The sequence below is a fragment of the Micrococcales bacterium genome, assembly GCA_009784895.1.
Taxonomy (GTDB): domain Bacteria; phylum Actinomycetota; class Actinomycetes; order Actinomycetales; family WQXJ01; genus WQXJ01.
In genome coordinates this window covers 24,222-41,787 of sequence record WQXJ01000007.1, presented here as the reverse complement: position 1 = coordinate 41,787, position 17,566 = coordinate 24,222, and the positions used below count along the sequence as shown (strand labels likewise).

General features: G+C 63.2%; 15 protein-coding genes. 2 read left to right on the top strand and 13 right to left on the bottom strand.

The window, feature by feature from the left end:
• Window positions 1-12: 12 nt before the first annotated feature.
• From arc to FWD29_02345, 3 genes are all read right to left on the bottom strand, one after another.
• Window positions 13-1,575, bottom strand: coding sequence for a proteasome ATPase (arc, locus tag FWD29_02355; GenBank protein MCL2802788.1), 1,563 nt, complete (start codon window positions 1,573-1,575; stop codon window positions 13-15).
• Window positions 1,576-2,740: 1,165 nt separating this feature from the next.
• Window positions 2,741-3,997: a tRNA (adenine-N1)-methyltransferase gene (locus FWD29_02350; protein MCL2802787.1), complete on the bottom strand. Its 1,257-nt coding sequence runs from the start codon at window positions 3,995-3,997 to the stop codon at window positions 2,741-2,743.
• Window positions 3,994-5,151 carry a site-2 protease family protein gene (locus tag FWD29_02345; GenBank protein MCL2802786.1) on the bottom strand — a complete coding sequence of 386 codons (1,158 nt, stop codon included), beginning with the start codon at window positions 5,149-5,151 and terminating at the stop codon, window positions 3,994-3,996. Before FWD29_02345 ends, FWD29_02350 begins: the two co-directional genes overlap by 4 nt.
• A 32-nt stretch (window positions 5,152-5,183) precedes the next feature.
• On the opposite strand from FWD29_02345, the gene FWD29_02340 reads away from it, so the two are divergent.
• Entirely contained in the window at window positions 5,184-5,996 is an 813-nt protein-coding gene (locus tag FWD29_02340; GenBank protein MCL2802785.1) for a PD-(D/E)XK nuclease family protein, read from the top strand.
• Between the two features lie 98 nt (window positions 5,997-6,094).
• On the opposite strand, the gene malQ is transcribed toward FWD29_02340, so the two are convergent.
• Complete coding sequence (malQ, locus tag FWD29_02335; protein MCL2802784.1) at window positions 6,095-8,281, bottom strand: 4-alpha-glucanotransferase; 2,187 nt, start codon at window positions 8,279-8,281, stop codon at window positions 6,095-6,097.
• Between the two features lie 61 nt (window positions 8,282-8,342).
• Here malQ and FWD29_02330 point away from each other — a divergent pair, with 61 nt between their 5' ends.
• A complete protein-coding gene (locus FWD29_02330) occupies window positions 8,343-9,197 on the top strand; it encodes a serine/threonine protein kinase (GenBank protein MCL2802783.1) in 855 nt (284 codons plus the stop codon).
• A gap of 74 nt (window positions 9,198-9,271) precedes the next feature.
• On the opposite strand, the gene der is transcribed toward FWD29_02330, so the two are convergent.
• The 9 genes from der to FWD29_02285 form a co-directional block, all read right to left on the bottom strand.
• Complete coding sequence (gene der, locus FWD29_02325) at window positions 9,272-10,705, bottom strand: ribosome biogenesis GTPase Der (protein ID MCL2802782.1); 1,434 nt, start codon at window positions 10,703-10,705, stop codon at window positions 9,272-9,274.
• On the bottom strand, window positions 10,702-11,406 hold the full coding sequence (locus tag FWD29_02320) for a 1-acyl-sn-glycerol-3-phosphate acyltransferase (protein MCL2802781.1): 705 nt from the start codon (window positions 11,404-11,406) through the stop codon (window positions 10,702-10,704). The genes der and FWD29_02320 overlap by 4 nt, the downstream gene beginning before the upstream one ends.
• Window positions 11,403-12,086 (bottom strand): (d)CMP kinase, encoded by a 684-nt coding sequence (cmk, locus tag FWD29_02315; protein MCL2802780.1) that lies wholly within the window; start codon window positions 12,084-12,086, stop codon window positions 11,403-11,405. Before cmk ends, FWD29_02320 begins: the two co-directional genes overlap by 4 nt.
• The gene (locus tag FWD29_02310; GenBank protein MCL2802779.1) at window positions 12,083-13,195 is read right to left on the bottom strand and encodes a prephenate dehydrogenase; all 1,113 of its coding nucleotides are present in this window, start codon (window positions 13,193-13,195) and stop codon (window positions 12,083-12,085) included. Before FWD29_02310 ends, cmk begins: the two co-directional genes overlap by 4 nt.
• Entirely contained in the window at window positions 13,192-13,959 is a 768-nt protein-coding gene (locus tag FWD29_02305) for an rRNA pseudouridine synthase (protein ID MCL2802778.1), read from the bottom strand. Before FWD29_02305 ends, FWD29_02310 begins: the two co-directional genes overlap by 4 nt.
• The gene (locus FWD29_02300) at window positions 13,913-14,518 is read right to left on the bottom strand and encodes an SMC-Scp complex subunit ScpB (GenBank protein ID MCL2802777.1); all 606 of its coding nucleotides are present in this window, start codon (window positions 14,516-14,518) and stop codon (window positions 13,913-13,915) included. The genes FWD29_02305 and FWD29_02300 overlap by 47 nt, the downstream gene beginning before the upstream one ends.
• Window positions 14,515-15,303, bottom strand: coding sequence for a segregation/condensation protein A (locus FWD29_02295; protein MCL2802776.1), 789 nt, complete (start codon window positions 15,301-15,303; stop codon window positions 14,515-14,517). The genes FWD29_02300 and FWD29_02295 overlap by 4 nt, the downstream gene beginning before the upstream one ends.
• On the bottom strand, window positions 15,293-16,132 hold the full coding sequence (locus FWD29_02290) for an AAA family ATPase (GenBank protein MCL2802775.1): 840 nt from the start codon (window positions 16,130-16,132) through the stop codon (window positions 15,293-15,295). Before FWD29_02290 ends, FWD29_02295 begins: the two co-directional genes overlap by 11 nt.
• 209 nt (window positions 16,133-16,341) lie before the next feature.
• Window positions 16,342-17,265 carry a site-specific tyrosine recombinase XerD gene (locus FWD29_02285; protein MCL2802774.1) on the bottom strand — a complete coding sequence of 308 codons (924 nt, stop codon included), beginning with the start codon at window positions 17,263-17,265 and terminating at the stop codon, window positions 16,342-16,344.
• Between the last annotated feature and the right edge of the window lie 301 nt (window positions 17,266-17,566).

Below are 17,566 nucleotides of genomic sequence, written 5' to 3'. Positions count from 1 at the left end.
ATCCGCCGGCCGTCACAGCTCAAGGTGTCGCCCTCCGCCGGCCAAAGTCCTCAAGTAGACGATCGGTTCGCCTTTGCGTCCAGAAACCCTGGCCCAGTCATCGGGGTTGGTTGTGCCCGGCAGGTCTTCGTTCTGGGTCAGTTCCTGGTCGAGAGCTTGGAGTAGATGGCTGGTTGTCAGGCCGCCTTGACCCTGGTCGAGCTGAGATTTGATGGCGGCGGTCTTAGCCCGGTCAACGACAGCCCTAATCATGGCACCAGAGGCGAAGTCCTTGTAGAAGAGAATCTCCTTGTCGCCGCCAGCATAGGTCACCTCAAGGAACTGGTTGGCGTCTATTTCGGCGTAGAGCTGGGACGTAACTGCCTCGATCATGGCCTTGGTGGTGGCTGGCCGGTCGTTGTCATGACGGGCCAATTCGGCCTGATCCAAGGGCAGGGAGGGCAGCAGGTATTTCGAAAGGATTTGGGCGGCACCGGCCTGATCGGGCCGGTCGATCCGGACTTTGACGTCCAGCCGTCCGGGTCGCAAAATGGCCGGATCAATCATGTCTTCCCGATTCGAGGCCCCGATCACAATGACATTGCCCAGGGCTTCAACCCCGTCGATCTCGGCCAGCAGCTGGGGCACCACGGTGGTTTCGACATCAGAGGAAACCCCGCTGCCCCTGGTACGGAAGAGCGATTCCATTTCGTCGAAGAACACCACTACGGCCCCACCTTCGCGGGCCTTGTCCCGGGCTCGGGCAAAGATCGCCCTGATGTGGCGTTCGGTTTCACCGACGTATTTGTTTAGCAGCTCTGGACCTTTGATGTTCAAGAAGCAAGCCTGACCGCCGGCTGTGGCGGCCAGCGACCGAGCCACAGCCTTGGCAATGAGGGTCTTGCCACAACCTGGCGGGCCGTACAACAAGACGCCCTTGGGGGCGCGCAACTGGTAGTCGGCGTAAACCCCGGCGTGATTGAAAGGCAACTCGACGGCATCGCGCACCTGGGCAATCTGCTTGTCCAGCCCGCCAATATCGTCATAGGTAACATCCGGTACGTCTTCCAAAATGAGATCTTCAGCCCGTGAGTGGGCAATGACTTCGAAGGCGAAACCCGAACGGTGGTCCAACAGCAGGGTTTCGCCACCGCGCAGCTCCACTCCGACCAAAGGCCCAGCCCGCCTGGCCACCAGCTCCTCTTCGCCTCGGCAGGTGACCAAAAGCCGGTCTCGGTCCAAAACGTCTTTCAGCTTGACTGCGTCCCCAATGGTCTCGAAACCCAAAGCAGCTACCAGCGCCATCGATTCGTTCAGGGCGACGGTTTGACCGGCTCGCAATTGGGCCAGGTTGACTTCAGGCCCGCATGACACCCTCAAGCGCCGGCCCATTTGGATGACTTTGGCACTGCCGCCGGCGGCCGGACCTTCGAACTGGGCGTAGCTACCCGGCGGGGCGCTCAGGGCCGCCAATTGGCGGCGTAGCTCGGTCAGCTGCTGGCGCGCCGCTACCAGTGACTGGCTCAGGCGCTGGTTCTTTTCCTCCAAACTGGCCACCTGTCTAACCTGGCGGTCATACGGACTATCAGTGCTCACGGTGTACCAGCCTACGGCGCCCCTCCCCCAATCCTCGCCGGTCCCGGACTGAGCCTGGATCCGCCAAATCCGCCAAATCCACCACGCCAGCTTCGATGACATCACTCTGACCGGCACCACAACCCCGCCGCATCGAGCGTCTAGGCGAACCGTGCCCGGCAAGGACCTAACGGGTTCCAGCGACACCGAGGTTCCGCCCTTGGCCGGGCCGCCGGCATTGGGCAGCCAAGCTGGTCCGCCTAGCTGCGGCCATCGGCTTCCGGCGCCATGGCCTGGCCTTCCTCGATGGCCCAGGAGAGAGCCAGGCCCCTGAGCCTGGCCCCGCCGAATCCACCACCCACCTCCGACGACACCACCCGGACCGGCACCACAACCCCGCCGCATCGAGCGTCTAGGCGAACCGTGCCCGGTCAACCATTGCCCTTCGATCGGATGCAACGCTTGGCATGATCGGGGGTGTTGATTGTGACGGTTAGCAGAACGACAGTCGTTCATTGCCGCGCCTGGCACAAAAGGCACGGTCGATTGTGACGCTGAGCATGTTCCCTAGATTCTGCGGCTGCGCCTGGCATAACCGGCCGGGTGTACGCCCAGGTGATCCGGGAGCGGTTTCTGCCAGGTGCAACCATCGTTTCGCGGCGGCATGCCAAGTGCAGCAGCAGGGTGGTCCAGCTCTGCAAAGTGCAGCAGTCGTCGCCCTTGGCAGGCGTTATCGAGTCTGACGCTGACGCTCACAGTTTCGTGAACTGATGGGCGTCGTGGACGGTTGTGTCTCGCCAGGTTGGAGCGGAGCAGGCTCGCCGGCGCTCGGCTAGGGCGAAGTGGCGTGGTCCACCCGAACGATGGTGGTAATGGCGGTGATTGGCCGGATGCCGGCTTGGTCAAAAGTGAGGGAATGAGAGTTCTTCCGTCAAAGCCGGTCGGTTCGTCACGACCTTGCACCAATACAGGTCAAGCAGCCACGACCTAGTATCAACGCAGGTCAAGGCGCCGCGACTTTGCACGAAAACAGGTGCGAATTCTGGAGGAGCCACAAAGGGCCTGCTCACATCAACGGCCCAAGAACCCCAACCTGTTTTGGTGCTAGGTCGTGGCTGGTCAGGCTGTTTTGGTGCTAGGTCGTGGCTGGTCAGGCTGTTTTCGTGTTATGTCGTGGCTGGTCCGCTTAGCTGCGGCCGTCGGCTTCCGGCGCCATGGCCTGGCCTTCCTCGATGGCCCGGGTGACGCGCCGCAGCTTACGCTCGGACACCTCGGCCAGGCCAAAAGCGGCTGCCGTCCACTGAAGGCCTTCGGCATCTTGGGCTCCAGGCGCTGGCCGGCGGCGCCGCGCCGGGGCGGTGTAACCGGCCGCCAGGCGGCGGGTTGTCACCAGGAAGCCAGTGTGACCAACCATCCGGTGGGAGGGGCGAACCGCCAGAGAATCAACATGCCAGGGGCGCACAATCGACTCCCAGCTATATGGCTCGGTGTAGCCGCCATGGTCCCGCAGTGTCTCAACCAGGCGGGAAAGCTGGGTAGTGGTGGCAATGTAGCTGATCAGAACGCCACCGGGGGCCAGGGCCTGGGCGCAGGGCTCGACCAGATCCCACGGCGCCAACAGGTCCAAGACGATCCGGTCGAGTCCACCAGGACCGGGACCGTCTGCGGCCACTAGGAGTTCAGCCATATCGCCAACCCGCAAGTCCCAAGCCGGATGCGGCCGGCCAAACCACGACTCGACGTTGGCTTTGGCAATAGTGGCAAACTCAGGACGAAGTTCAGCCGAAAGCAGGTAACCGTCGTCACCCACGGCCCTGAGCAGTGACATGGTCAAAGCACCGGAGCCGACTCCAGCCTCGGCCACACGGGCACCGGGATAGATATCCGCCATTTGCACAACCTGCCCGGCGTCTTTGGGGTAGACGACGGTGGCGCCGCGGGGCATCGACAATACGAAATCTGATAGCAGCGGCCGCAGCACCAGGTATTCGGTGCCAGCCGCGGTAGTCACCACACAGCCTTCGTCTTGGCCAATGATCTGGTTGTGCTCAAAGGTGCCGCGATGGGAGTGAAAGACTTTGCCGGCCTCCAAGATGATGGTGTTATGCCGGCCCTTGGCATCGGTCAGCTGGACCCTTTCCCCCGGTTTTAGTTGGCCGCGGCGTTCAGCCGCTCCTGTGGGGATGGCTCTGGTGCACCCTGCCCGTCGTTTGGCGGGGCTTTGTCCGGTGACGCCTGCTTCATTGGGGCTTTGTCCGGTGACGCCTGCTTCATTGGGGCTTGGTCCGATGACGCCGGCTGCGGCGGGGCTTTGTCCGATGGCGCTCGCTTCGGCGGGGTCTGGTCGGCCTGCGTCTAGTTCAGTTGCGTCGAGGCCAGTCGCGTCTGGTCCAGTGGCGGCGGCTTGGGCCGGGTCTTGACCGGCGGGGTCTAGTTGCTTCATGGCGAGGCCTGACCAATCCCAGCGATACGGCGCACCTTGGCCATTTCAAGCACACCGACCACTTCCCGCCCCGACACCACCGGCAGATAAGCCACCTGTTGGGCCGGTATTGCCAGGGCCCTGAGAGCATCTAGACCCTTGGCCGCTTGGTCAACGGCCCAAGGGCCAGGCAAGGCCTGCATCACAGCGTCCAAACTCAACTCGGCACGCTGATCTGCTGGCACCGCCGCCATAGCCTGCGGTGAGATGACGCCACAGGGCTGACCCTGCGAATCGGTCACCACCACCCAAGTGGCCTGGCCACCGCCGGCCAGAGTGGCCTGGGCCCCGGCCAAGTTGGTGGATTGAGGCAGGGCCACGGCCGCCATCGACAGCCCGGCCACGGAAAAGGCTTCAAATCGGTCCAAGGCCCGGCCCTGACGCAAAGCCGCATAGGCGCCTTGACCAACCAACAAGGCGATCAACACCGGCCACAGGGCCGATTCGTAACCAGCCGATTGGGTCTGTCGCCAAACCCCCCAAACCACTATCCCCACGGCCGTAACCAGTCCAGTCACGCCAGCGGCCATCAGGCCGCGCTGCCGCCGGCCAGTGGCGGCCCAAACTAGGGCTTCGACCAGGCCACCGCCATCGAGTGGCGCGCCGGGGATCAGATTGAAAATGCCCACAAACAAATTGATCCAGATAGCAAAACTGGCCACCAAGACCAAGTAGCTGGGTCGCTGCCCGGCCAGTGGCGCCGCCGGATTGGCTAGTAGACCGGCCAGGTAAACCGCACCAGCCAACGCCAGGTTCGCCACCGGCCCTGACGCGCTGATCACCGCTAAAGCGGCCGGCCGGGGCATTGGCTGGTCGAAACTGGTATGCCCACCCCAAAAAGTCATGACATACTCACGCGGCCGCACCCCCACCGCCCGGCCGGCCAGGCCGTGGGCCAGCTCATGCACCAGAACCGAGACGAAGAGGCAGGCCACCAGGCCCAACACCATGACCAGCCGGGCACTATCAGGCACGTCAGGCCAAGCCCGGGCCAGCGACGGCAAATAGATCCAAACCAGGAACACGGCCACCAGGGCCCACGACCAGGTCAGGATCAGCGGCACGCCGCCAATCCGTCCTAGCTGCAGCCCTGAGCTTTGGCCTGTCTGACTCACGCCCGCAACCATACCTGGCCTATGGTTGGGTCATGTCGCGCCCGAGCCTGTCACCCTCTCGTGCTGCCGATTTCGAACGCTGTCCCCTGCTCTACCGGCTGCGCGTGATTGACCGTCTGGTCGAACCGCCATCGGCCGCCGCCCTACGCGGCAGCCTGGTCCACCTGGTACTCGAAGAGCTTTTTGATCTGCCAGCGCCCAAACGCACGCCCGTAGCCGCCCATGGATTGCTGCCCCAGGCCGTTATCAGGTTGGAGCAGCGACAACCCGACCTGGACCAGCTCTTCGCCACACCTCAAGAGCGCCAAGACTGGCTCAAAACAGCTGACGACCTTGTCGAAAGCTACTTTTACCTCGAAGACCCGGCCTCGTTGCGGCCGCATCACCGCGAGTTTCGAATCGAAGCCCAGCTCGAGGGCGGCTTGACCTTGCGCGGTTACATTGACCGAGTTGACGTGGCTGCGGCCACCGGCGCTGTCCGCATAGTTGACTACAAAACCGGCAAATCGCCTTCGCCCCGGTTCCAAGGCGAGGCCCTTTTCCAGCTTCGCTTCTACGCGCTGGCCTGGTGGCGCCGCCACGGCCAGCTGCCGGCCCAAAACATGCTGCTCTACCTGGGCAACCGCGACATCCTGCGTGAGGCCCCTAGCCAAGGCGACCTGGAACGGACCGAGTTGAAGGTGTTGACCTTGTGGGACGCGATTGCGGCGGCCTTTTTGGCCGCCAACTTCCCGCCGGTTCAAAACCCATTGTGCAATTGGTGTGCCTTCCAAGCCCAGTGCCCAGTCTTTGGCGGCGTCTTACCACCTTTCCCGGCCGATGCCGGCGCTCGCCTTGGGCTTTGAGCCTGATCTAGCGGCGTCGCCAAGTCTGGGCCGGCAGCCAAGCTGCGGGTCGGCAGCCAAGCTCCGAGTCGGCAGCCCAGCTGCGCTTAGGGCTTGGGCTACTTGGCGCGCATGACTTGGGCTATGGCGCCAAAGGTCGCATTGGTCTCGAGTTCTTCAAGGAAAACGGCTTGGCCTTCGGCGTCAGCTAGGGGCACCGACCAGTTGGGATATTCACGGTCGGTGCCTGGCACATTCTGGCTGCGCCGGTCGCCAACCATATCGGCTAGGGAGACTCCCAATAGCACTGACGGCATGGAGCGCAGCATCTTGTGCAAAGCCAAGACAACGCTCGGGTCGTCGTCTTGCTCGCGGTCTTCCAGAAAACCCTCGGAGACCAGCAGGTCAACCATGGTGCTCCGGTCGAGGGCGGCACCAGCCAGAGCCTGGTCCAGCGGCATATCCAATAGGCCCAAACTCTGGCGCTGGTTGATATGCTCGCCGGCCAGATAGGCGCTGGTGGGCGGCAGGTCGTGGGTGGTTAGCGCGGTCATCGCTAAGCGCCGGTATTGGCTGGGCGGGAGTTTGTTTGGACCATCACCTTCCCGCTCAAACCAGGCAATCGACGTGCCCAGAATGCCGCGCGACTTCAAGTATTCGCGCACGCCGGGGGCCACTACCCCGAGGTCTTCACCCACCAGTACGGCGCCTGCTCTATGGGCTTCAAGAACCAGGATCGAAGCCATGGCTTCATGGTCATAAGCGACGTAGGTGCCATCACCCGGTTCCATGCCCAGCGGGATCCACCACAAGCGAAACAGACCCAAAATGTGGTCAATTCGTAGCCCGCCAGCGTGCCGAAGCATCGCCCGCAGCATTGAGCGCAATGGTCCGTAGCCGGCCGCTGCCAGTGCATCTGGCCGCCACGGTGGCTCTGACCAGCCCTGTCCCACCTGGTTGAAATAGTCCGGTGGGGCACCGGCTTCGATGCCTTTGGCTAGTAGCTTGGCCCGGGACCAGGCGTCAGAGCCATGCGGGTGAACTCCAACGGCCAAATCCTTGATCACACCAAGCTTCATGCCACCTTCAAGGCAGGCCGCTTGGGCTATGGCCAGTTGTTCGTCGGCTAGGAACTGTAACCAGACGTGGAAGTCGAGCCGGGCTTGATGGGTCTTGGCGAATTCTCCAGCTTCAGCCGAGTCGTACTCGATTTGGCTGGCCAATCCGGCCTCAGCCAGGGCGGACCAGAGGGCAAAATCGTTCAGCCCACTGCCGGCTTGGCTAGCGAAATCTTCGATCGCCTGGAGCCGGTCTGGGCTGCGCGGCACGTCGCATAGCAGCTCCAGAGCACGCAGTTTGAGCGTCCAGGCGGCGTCCCGCTCCAGGGTGGTGGCTGTGTCGGAACCGGCCGCGGCTAGGACTTGCAGCTGATCAACGTTTTGGCGCACAGCCGGGCCAGCGGCGGCATATTCGGCTGTGGCTTCCGGCCGGATATAGATTGGGTTGACGAAATCCCTGGTGGTTGGCAGATATGGCGAATCGGTGATGGGTGGTGTTGGTTCGGCCGCGTGGATCGGATTGATCAGCACGAAATCGGCGCCGTGAAGCCTGGCCATTTCGTGGCCGAGCGCTCCGAGGTCAATGAAGTCGCCCAACCCCCAAGACAGTTGTGATCTCAGCGAATACAGCTGCACCATTGGCCCCCATTCACTGGTCGGTTCCAGATGGGGCGGCAGATCGAGCCGGTCAGGGCAGATGACCAGTTTGGCCTGGTGGTCCGGCTTGGTTTGAGCCTCTTGGCTGGAGTTGGCCGGTGAGTCGGAGACAATCCGCAAACGGATCGTATGCCAACCCAAAGGCAAGTCTTCAGGCAAAACCAGGTGGCCGCCATCGTCCGTGAAAGCCAAGTCGACTAGACCGCCCTGGCTGCCAAGCAGCGGGTCTTGGTCGAGTTCAAGCCAGGCCTCGGCGCTGGTACCCGGGGCCAGATGGACGGCGACCTCACCAAGTTGACCAACTCGCATGACTGTGGCAGGGGCAATCACAGCTCGACTTTTTGCCACCTGGGCCAATTTCAGGGCCTTGAGCACGGCCTCGTCAGTGCCCACCTCAAGGCCTAGGGCAGCCAGCACCGCTCTAATCGTCTTGGCCGCCACCCGCTGGGGGTTTCCTTTCCAGTCGGTGTACTCGGTTGTAACACCGTTCAACGAGGCCAGTTTGGCCAGCTGATCAAAGACGGCGCTGGGCGGCGGGGAACCGGTCACCGTGGCGACGAACCTGGCTCTAGCGCTGTCACTTTGGCTCATAACTCAACCCTAATGGGCGTGGCAGTAGGGCCCTGACCATGATCCATGCGAATATGGCTCGGTGCAACCGCCGTCTTTGTTGGATCAGGGGCAGCTTGTGGGCCAAGGGCGGTACCGGGTCGAAGAACAATTGGGCTGTGGCGGTTTGGGCGAAACCTGGCGCGGCCTTGACACGGCCACTGACCAGCCAGTGGTCCTCAAAACAATGCGACCAGACCGACTCGACGACGCCCAAGCGGTGCGCGGTTTCCTCAACGAGGCCAGTCATGGCGGCGCCGTCCAGCACGCTGGCGTGGCTCGCACTATTGGCTTGATCGAAGATGACGTGCCACCACCGGGTGTCATAGTCCAGGAACTCGCCCCAGGCCATTCGCTGGCCACCGAGATTGCCCAGAGCGGACCGATTGAGACCAAGCGGGCTTTGCTGATCGTGGCCAAAGTCGCCCGGGCCTTGCGGGCAGTGCATGCGGCCGGCCTTGTCCACCGCGATGTTAGCGCCGTCAACATCATCATTGACCAGGCCGAAAACCCCGTGTTGATTGACTTTGGCATCGCCACACCGATCGGCTCGCCTTCAGTCACGACCCACCTAACCGTGCCAGGCAACCCCGACTACCTGGCGCCCGAGCTGACTCGCGGGCAACCGGCCACCCCGGCTGCCGACATCTATTCCCTGGGGATTATCCTCTACGAGGCCCTGACCGGCCAAAAGCCTTACTCCCGGGCCAGCCGTGAAGCCACCGCCACGGCCCACGTCATTTCCCCATCGCCAGTGGCACCAGCCAATCTACCCCGTGACGTGCGTAGCTTCATGGCCCTGCTAATGAACAAAGATCCGGCCCGCCGCCCCCAGAACGCCTTGGCCGTGGCCCGCCTGCTCGAAGCCTTCGCCGCGGCTTTGCCCGGCGGCAACTAGGGCGCCGGGGCCCAGGCCGGCCAACTCCCGACCTGTTTCATGCCAAAACCAAACCTGGCGGTATTTGGTACGGGTCAGCGGCGTTTTTGACGCTGCCGCACGGAAATCAGGATGGGCGAGCCAGTGAAATCGAAGCTCTCACGCAGTGACCGCTCAATGAAACGCCGGTAGGGCGCCTGAAGAAAACCAGTGGCGAAGATCACAATCTGGGGCGGACAAGCCTCAGCTTGGGTGGCAAAGAGAATTCGGGGCTGTTTGCCGGAGCGGACCGGATGCGGCTTAGCCGCCACCAGCTGTCCCAAATGGGCGTTCAGCCGGCCGGTTGAGATGCGCTGATCCCAGCCGGTCAAAGACTGGTCCAAGGCGCCAGCCAGACGGTTGGTGTGCCGCCCGGTCAGGGCTGAGAGGTTAACCCGCGGCGCCCAAGCCCATGGCGCCAGGTCCATTTCAATTTCGCGCTCCAGGTAGTACCGCCTATCTGAGTCAACTAGATCCCATTTGTTCAAAGCGATAACCAAGGCTCGGCCGGCCGCTTCGACCATATTGAGAATCCGGACGTCTTGTTCGGCAATTGGCTGCGAGGCGTCGATCAGGGCCACGGCCACCTCGGCCCGTTCCAGGGCCGCTTGAGTCCTGAGCCAGGCGTAATAGTCTGCCCCGGCCTGCTGATGTACCCGCCGGCGAATGCCGGCTGTGTCAACCAACCGCCAGGCCCGGTCATCCAGCTGGACCAATTCGTCGACCGGGTCGCGAGTGGTCCCGGCGACCGAGTCCACAACCGCCCGGGAGCTGCCAGCCAGGGTGTTGAGCAACGATGACTTACCGACATTGGGCCGGCCCACCAAAGCCACCCGTCTAACCCCCGGCGCGTCAGCGGCGTTGTCCTTGGGGCCGGCCCGCTCCAAGAGGGCCACCGCCTGGTCCAGCAACTCCCCCATGCCCCGGCCGTGCAGGGCCGAAACTGCCCACGGCTCGCCTAAGCCCAGCGACCAGTATGTGGCTGCGTCAGCCTCGGCCTTGGCCCCATCGACTTTGTTGGCGGCCACAATGGCCGGTTTGCCGCTGCGCCTGATCAGTGCGACTAGGGCCTCATCGGTGTCGGTTGGACCAACTGTGGCGTCGACCACCAAGATGGCGGCGTCAGCCAGATCCAGGGCCACCTCAGCTTGTTCGGCCACTCTGGTCTGGACCCCGGCCGTGTCGGTCTCCCAGCCGCCGGTGTCGACTACGGTGAAATTGCGGCCGGACCAATTGGCCGGGTAGGAGACCCGATCCCGGGTGACTCCGGGGGTGTCTTGTACGACCGCTTCGCGCCGGCCCAAAATCCGGTTGACCAGTGTCGACTTGCCAACATTGGGACGCCCGATGACGGCCAAAGCTCCCAGAGACAACTCACTTTGGCCTTGGGCCAGGCCACCTGGTGAATCCTGGAGTAGGGCCATGTCCTCTGGCTGAAGGTCATAGGCCTGCAGGGCCGAAAGCAGGGCTTCGGTCTTTGGGCTGGTCATGGCTGGTCCCGCCTGCCTTGGTCGGTTGGCAGCGTCATTCCGGTCCTGGCCACGGCCGCGGCCAGCTGAGTCCTCATGGCTTGGGCGATTGGTTCGAGGCTGTCGCCGACCCTTTGGCGCCGGCTGCCTTGCAGCATCGACAAGTCAACCGGTGGGCCAAAAGAGACATCCAAGCGCCGGCCTGGCCCTGGGAAATGGCCAATCGACTCACCTTGGCGGCGCGTACCCAAACAGGCAAATGGCACCACCGGGGCGCCGGAATGGACCGCCAACCAACCTACCCCGGCTTGGATCTGCCGCATTTGGCCATCGCCACGGGTGCCTTCGGGAAAAATGCCGACCAGCCGGCCTCGCCGCAACAGGGCCAAACAGACTTTCAGGGCTTGGCCGCCCGCACTGCGATCGACCGGCACTTGACCGCCGGCCAGCATGATTTGGCCCAGCAGCCCTTTGGCCAGTTCCTGTTTGATCAAGAAGTGAACGCCGCGCGGCGCCGCCCCCATCACCACCGGTCCGTCCATCAGCCCGGCGTGGTTACCGGCCAATATGGCCGGGCCGGGCGGAATCTGCTCGGCACCTGAGATGCGACAACGCCAAAAGACCCGGTCAAAGGCGGCGCAAAGGGCGTGAGCCCAGCCGGCTTGAAGGCGGCCAGGCAGTCGACCAGGCGGCCGGCCAGGCAGCCGGCCAGTTGGGCTCATGACGCCACCAGGGCCAGGACCTGGGCGATGGTTTGCTCCAAGGACAGCTCAGTTGAATCGACCAATACCACTCCTGGCGCCGGTTGGAGGAACTCGGCCACTGTTGAATCATCCCGGTCGCGGCGGTGAACCGCATCGGCCGTCGCCGCCAAAGCTGCGCCACTGGCTGCGCCATGGACCTCGGCAGCCCGCCTGGCCAGGCGGGTCTTAGGCGAGGCGGTCAGCAAAAGGCGAGCCTCGGCATCGGGCGCCACCACCGTGGTGATATCACGGCCTTCGGCCACCACGCCGCGGCCCTGGGCCCAACCGGCCGGCGTTCGCTCGCGGCCAATCACGGCCTGTTGGAGCGCGATCATGACTTGGCGCACGCCCGGCACGGTCGAAACGCGCGAGACTTTGGCGCTGACATCCGGGCTGCGGATTAGCTCAGATATGTCCTCACCGTCGAGGTAGACCACCGGGGCTGTCGGGTCCAGCGCGATGACCAGCTCCATCGCTTCAACCAGGGCGGGCATGGCCTCGACCTGGTCGAGCGCGCCGTGCCGGGCCACCTCAACTGCGGCCGCCCGGTACATCGCCCCGGTGTCAAGGTAGGCCAGGTTCAGCTGCTTGGCCACAGCCCTCGAAACCGTCGATTTGCCACTACCGGAGGGGCCATCAATGGCGATAACAAGACTCATACCAGGCACTTCCAGCCGTGTAGTTCCAGCTCGGCGGACAATTGGCCGCCGCGGCCCTGAGGCACCGACAGCGTAGCCAAACCAACCGCCTGGCCGGCGGCGTGCTCCAGGTTGAGGTCCTCCAGGTTGACTTTGAGTTGGTCGAGCAGCGCGAACAGCCCAGCCAAAGCCCCCACCCGGTCCGGCACCACTACGGTCAACTGGTCAAAGGCGATTTGGGCGCCGCCGTGTTTACCAGGAATCCGCTCAGCTCCCCGGTTGCCAGCAATCATCAAGCTGCTGATTTCCAGCAGGCTTTGGCCCAGGGCTTTAGGCCGGTTGGCCGCCTCAAGTGTCGCCGCCGCCCGCTCCAGGTCAGCTGTTATGGCCCTGAGCTGGGCCGCAACCACCGGGCCGTTGGATGTGAGAATTGCGGCCCACAAAGCCGGGTCTGATTTGGCAATCCGGGTGACATCTCGCAAGCCTTGGCCGGCCAGCTCCAGAGCTTGCGGCGAGGCGTCCTGTAGGCGGGCGGCCACCAAAGAGGCCACCACCTGTGGCACATGGCTGACCAAGGCTACGGCCGCGTCATGGGCTGCCGGTTCGAGGTAGTGCACCGTTGCGCCAAGATCAATCGCCAGGTCACGCACGGCCAAAGTCGAATCCTGGTTGGTCTGGTCGGTGGCCGCGATTACCCAGGGCCGGCCAGTGAACAAATCGGCCGTGGCCGCGGCCGGTCCAGATCGTTCCTTGCCGGCCATCGGATGCGAGCCGACGTAACGGCCAAGGTCCAAGCCGTCGTCTTTGGCCCCCTGGGCTAATTCATCAAAGATGGCAGCCTTGACTGAGGCCAGGTCCGTGACCACGGCCTCAGGTTGGGCTTTGAGCTGTTCAACAACCACCCGGGCTGTCACATCCGGCGGTGTCGCCACGATAACTAGTTTTGGCGCCGGTGCCTTGTCATCTCTGGCCTGCCCAGCCCCGACCTGTACTGCCACCGCCAAAGCTGTTGGCGAGGAGTCCTCCAACTGGACGGCGACCTTACGGGCCGTCAACGCCAGGCCGGCTGAGGCGCCCATCAGCCCACAGCCGACTATCAGAACCGGTCCGGTAGTGGCATGCGGCCTCACAGCTCAACCGCCTGTTTCAGTGAGGCGACCTCGGGGGCCGAGAGCACCCTGGTGCGCCCCGGTTTGAGGTCACCTAATCGAATAGGCCCGACTCGCGTACGCACTAGGCCCGTCACTGAATGCCCGGCCGCATCCATCAGTCGCCTGATGACACGGTTGCGGCCTTGGTGAATGTCAAGTTCTAACAGGGTCGCACCTGGCAGGGTGTCAATCAGTTTCAGCCGGTCCACTTTGGCCGGCCCGTCATCCAGCTCGAAGCCTCGCCGCAGGCGGTTGGCCGTCTTGGTAGAAAGCTTGCCCTCCACGGTCACAAGGTAGGTTTTGACCAGCTCGTATTTTGGGTGAGCCACCCGGTTGGCCAATTCGCCGTCATTAGTCAGCAGAATCAAGCCTTCACTGTCAGTGTCAAGACGACCGATGTGGTACAGACGCTCGTTCCTTTGTTGTACATACTCCCCCAGGCAAGGCCGTCCGTCTGGTTCGACCATGGCCGAAATGACACCATACGGCTTGTGCAAAGCTAGTGTGGTCTTTTGTACATTTGTTTCTACTGTCAGACCATCGACCGCGATTCGATGCCTGGCTGGATCGATTCTGATACCTAGCTGCCTGACCGTCTGGCCGTCGACGCTGACCCGGCCGGATTCGATCAGAGCCTCACAGGCTCGCCGCGAACCAACACCAGCCAGGGCCAGAGTTTTCTGCAGCCTAGGTGAGTCAGCGCTGTGGGGCGGCGCCTCTCGGCGCGGCTGAGGCTGGTTCATGGCTAATCTGCTCCTCGATCTCGGCCAATTCCTGTCCGGCTGGTAAGTGTGGCGCCAGCGGTTCTAGCTGGTCAAGGCTAGCCAATCCCATGGCCTGCAAAAAGTCGCCGGTGGTGGCGAATAGTGATGCCCCAGTCACTGGGTCGACCTCGACCTCCTCGATTAGACCGCGCGTTAGCAGGGTTCTAACTACCGAATCGACTGAGACGCCACGTACGGCGGCGATCTGACCACGGCTAATGGGGCCCTTGTAGGCCACAATCGCCAACGTCTCCAGGGCCGCCTGGGTCAGCTTGGCGGTAGCACCGTCTGTGACGAAACGTGCCACCACCTCGGCGAAATCCGGATTGGAGTAGATTCGCCAGCCGCCTGCCACCTGCCGCAGCTCGAAGCCGCGCGGTCGGGTCGAGCCGGCGCCCCGGTATTCCGTCGCCAATTCTTCAAGCAACTGTTCCACGCGAGGTACTGGCAGGTCCACGGCAATGGCCAAGTCGGTGGAACTAGCCGGTTCGTCAATTACCATCAGGACCGCCTCCAGGGCGGCCCGGGCCTGGCTCATCTCCACGAGCCCATCTCCAATCTGACTTCGCCTTTGGTCGGTCCAGACCAGTGGATCGACAGTTCACCTAGGGCTTCACCTTGGCTAAAGGTGACCGCTCCGACCCGGAACAACTCAAGGATGGCGACAAAGCGGGCGACCACCAGGCTAACTGTTGGGCCGGCATCGGCCACTAACTGACGAAAGGTGGCGGTGCGAGACCGGCGCAGTCGGGCCGTCAAAACGGCTACCTGTTCCGGTACTGACACTTTGGGCGCATGTAGGTGTTCGAATGGAACCTCAGTTGGCTTTGGCGGGCGCGCCAAGGCGCTGGCCGCTAGCCGGGCCAAATCGCTGGGGTTAGCCGTCCAGACCAGATCCGGTAGCAGCTGGGCGAAGTGCGCTTCAAGCCCTACTGATCGCGGCCGGTAGCGACTCTGCTGCGCCAGCTCGACCTGCATCGACTGCGCCACCAGCTTGAAGGCGCGGTATTGCAGCAGGCGGGCGACCAGCAGATCCCTGGCCTCGAGCAGTTCGAAGTCCTCGCTTTGCTCTAGTCCACCGGGCAGCAGCGAAGCCGCCTTCAGGTCAAGTAAGGTCGCGGCCACGACCACGAACTCGCTGGCCTGGGACAGCGACCAATTGTCTTCCTGGGCCTTGATATGGGCCATGAAATCATCGGTGATCTGGGCCAAGGCCACTTCGGTGATATCCAACTGGTGCCTGGCGATGAGTGACAACAGCAGGTCAAAGGGGCCAGTGAAGTTGGCCAGGTTGACGGCGAAGGTTTCGACTTCAGGCGGCATCGCCGCGCGCCACCAATTCGCGGGCCAGACGCCGGTAGGACTCGGCGCCAGCGTGGGTCGGCGCAAAGCTCAGAATTGATTCTGCCGCCACCGAGGCGTCGGGGAACTTGACCGTGCGGGCAATGACAGTCGTGAAGACCTCGCTACCAAAGGCCTCATGCACTCGGTCCAGAACTTCTTTCGAATGCAAGGTGCGCGCATCGAACATAGTGGCGACAATGCCGTCGATCTTCAGCCTTGGGTTGAGCCGGTCTGCCACTTTGGAGATGGTCTCAACCAGCAGGGCTACACCTCTGAGGGCAAAGTACTCGGTCTCCAAGGGGATGATAACGCCGTGGGCAGCGGTCAAAGCGTTGACGGTTAGCAAACCCAATGAAGGCTGGCAGTCGATCAGAATGATGTCGTAGTCATCCGCGACCCCTCGCAGCGTCCGCGCCAGGGTGTTCTCCCTGGCGACTTCGCCCACCAATTGGACCTCCGCGGCCGAAAGGTCGATATTGGCAGGCGCCACGTCAAGGCCCGCAATCTTGCTTGACTTGATCACCGAAGTCAGCTCGACCTCAGGGTTCATCAGGGCCTCGTAGACGGTGGGGTCTTCTTCGCCCAGGTTGACCCCTGTGGCGACGGTGGCCGCTCCTTGCGGGTCAAAATCGACCAGCAGCACCTGCCGGCCGTATTCGGCCAGGGCCGCCCCCAGGTTGATTGCGGTGGTGGTCTTGCCCACGCCACCTTTTTGGTTACACATGGTGATAATCCGGGCAGGCCCGTGGCCACTCAGCTTTGGCGGGGGCGGGAAATCGTCTTTGACTGCCGCAGGGTTTGGCTTGATCCGCGCACTCACGCGGCCACGTTATCAAGGCCCCGGCTGGCGCAGGCTTGGGCACGCTGGCCCCGGCCTGATTGTGCCAATTCCCCAGCAGGTTTTGCCGACTTCCCGTCCCGGTCCTGCCGATTCCCGGCCAGATCCCGCTATCTTCCCGGTTTGGCCCTGCCGATTCCCCGGCCTGGTCTGGCCATCTTCCCGGCCTACTTGGGCTGCTAACCCGTTCCGCGAGCCCTTGGGTGGGCCCCCAACCAGACCTCACGCAGGTGTTCGGGGGTGACTTTGGTGTAAATCTGGGTAGTGGTAACCGAAGCGTGACCCAACAGTTCTTGGACCACACGAATATCCGCTCCGCCTTGAAGCAGATGGGTGGCAAAGGAGTGCCGTAACGAGTGCGGCGAGATTTCCAGGCCACCTAAACCAGCGGCATCGGCGGCTTGCCTGATTATCTGCCAGGCCGCTTGCCGGGCCAGCCGCCCACCCCGAGCCCCCAGAAACAAAGCCGGGGTGCCCTGGCCGCGCCGGGCCAGGACCGGCCGGCCGCGCACCAGATAGGCCTCCAAGGCCAAGTGGGCAGGGCCGCCCACCGGCACGATCCGCTCCTTAGCGCCCTTGCCAAGGACTTTCAAAGCCGGGCGCTGATTTGAGAAGTCAACGTCATCAAGATCGAGCCCGACCAGCTCGGAGATCCTCAAACCGGCGGCGTAGAGCAGCTCCAGCACCGCCACCGCTCGCAGGTCAAGCGGCTCACCGGCACCTTTTGCCCCCTGCAACAGGGCTTCGACCTGTTCGACCGTTAGAGCCTTAGGCAAACGGGCGGACAGTTTTGGCCCGGTTACGTCGCGGGCCACGTCGCTTGTGACATAGAACTCAGCCAAGGCGAAACGGTGCAGCGACCGGACTGCGCTAATCGCCCGCGCCGTCGAAGCGGCTGACAAGGCCGCGCCGCCGCCAGGTTCCCGCAACTGGCGGGCAAAGGTTTCAACTTGCCTGGCGGAAACCGACTCAAGCTTGACCGGACCAAGGTATTCCTGGTAACGCCGCAGGTCACGGCGGTAGGCGTCGAGTGTGGCCAGGCTAGCGCCGCGCTCTAGGCGCAAATGGGCCAAATAGGCCGCGATCACCTGATCTAGTTCCACCGGACAATTGTCCCGCAGTGTTCCTCGCCCAAGGCGATTGTGCGAAAGCCCATCCTTGCGAGGGGCGGGGCGAGGATTGTTGTCTGGGATTGGCTCCGGGCATTTGTCTTTGGCAATGCGGCGGCATTGCCCCAAGACAAGGCGCGAGACAACGAGCCTGGCCCCGCCCCGGCCTTTTCATGCCAAAGCCCAACCTCGCGGTTCAGCCAATGATGCCAAAGCCCAAACTCGCGGTTCAGCCAATGATGCCAAAGCTCGGACTGGCGAGCGAGGGGGTGGCAGGTGCTGCGCGCCCAACCCA

Excerpts from the sequence above, each read along its gene's own strand:
- FWD29_02320 (MCL2802781.1), bottom strand. The coding sequence starts at position 11,406 with ATGAGCCCAACTGGCCGGCTGCCTGGCCGGCCGCCTGGTCGACTGCCT.
- FWD29_02350 (MCL2802787.1), bottom strand. The coding sequence starts at position 3,997 with ATGAAGCAACTAGACCCCGCCGGTCAAGACCCGGCCCAAGCCGCCGCC.
- FWD29_02305 (MCL2802778.1), bottom strand. The coding sequence starts at position 13,959 with ATGAACCAGCCTCAGCCGCGCCGAGAGGCGCCGCCCCACAGCGCTGAC.
- FWD29_02295 (MCL2802776.1), bottom strand. The coding sequence starts at position 15,303 with ATGCCGCCTGAAGTCGAAACCTTCGCCGTCAACCTGGCCAACTTCACT.
- malQ (MCL2802784.1), bottom strand. The coding sequence starts at position 8,281 with ATGAGCCAAAGTGACAGCGCTAGAGCCAGGTTCGTCGCCACGGTGACC.
- cmk (MCL2802780.1), bottom strand. The coding sequence starts at position 12,086 with ATGAGTCTTGTTATCGCCATTGATGGCCCCTCCGGTAGTGGCAAATCG.
- FWD29_02300 (MCL2802777.1), bottom strand. The coding sequence starts at position 14,518 with ATGAGCCAGGCCCGGGCCGCCCTGGAGGCGGTCCTGATGGTAATTGAC.
- der (MCL2802782.1), bottom strand. The coding sequence starts at position 10,705 with ATGACCAGCCCAAAGACCGAAGCCCTGCTTTCGGCCCTGCAGGCCTAT.
- FWD29_02340 (MCL2802785.1), top strand. The coding sequence starts at position 5,184 with ATGTCGCGCCCGAGCCTGTCACCCTCTCGTGCTGCCGATTTCGAACGC.